The 769-nt window shown below is 49.3% G+C and carries 1 protein-coding gene; it reads right to left on the bottom strand.

Annotated features, from left to right (window positions below; translation table 11 throughout):
* A partial coding sequence (locus R8N47_RS24745) for an MATE family efflux transporter (protein WP_318186042.1) occupies nucleotides 1–769 on the bottom strand: 769 nt, incomplete at both ends.

The following is a 769-nucleotide window of genomic DNA, read 5'->3' as shown; positions in this document are numbered from 1 at the left end:
CGCTGCTTGCTGCTGCACAATCGCAATAGAAGTGATCATGGCGATCAAATTCGATCCCGCTAAGCCAAATACCGCAGTAAGCCCTAAGCAGATGATCAGACTCCAAAAGAATGTCCCGATCAGAGAATCACTAAGCTGAGCTCGGTCTTTCGCGCCAATCGCTTTCCCCACCATCGCTTCCATCGCGTAGGCAAAACCATCCATGCCGTAGGAAATCATCATCAAGAAGCTCATCAACACAGCGTTTGCCGCGACAACATCATCACCAAAGCTCGCGCCCTGAAACGTCATAAAGCTAAACGCAGCTTGCAAACATAATGAACGAAGAAAGATATCGCGATTGAGTTTCACAAATCGCCCTAGCCCATACTGAGTGTCAGCAAGTAATTGCTTGGGTGACGGCAACTGACGTGCTTGCCATGTCTTCCACACGCAGACCAAACCAAACGCCATGCCTGAGTAATCAGCAATCACGGATGCAAGCGCAGCACCTTCAACTTTCCAACCTAAGCCCATCACAAATAACACATCGAGAGCGATGTTGGTGACATTGGTGATGATCACCATCCACATAGGCGCTTTGGAGTTTTGCGTGCCGAGCAACCAGCCCAACAACACAAAATTCATCAGTGCCGCCGGCGCACTCCACACACGGATAGAGAAATATTGCATGCCGTAGTGCTTCACTTCAGCACTGGCGTCACTCCAACCAAAGATTAAATCAGCAATCGGGTTATGGGCAATAAGGAAGACTAACGCAAACAGCAGC

Source organism: Vibrio sp. 2132-1 (assembly GCF_033344315.1).
Note: the sequence above shows the minus strand (reverse complement) of the source record. Positions and strands in the feature narration are given on the sequence as shown.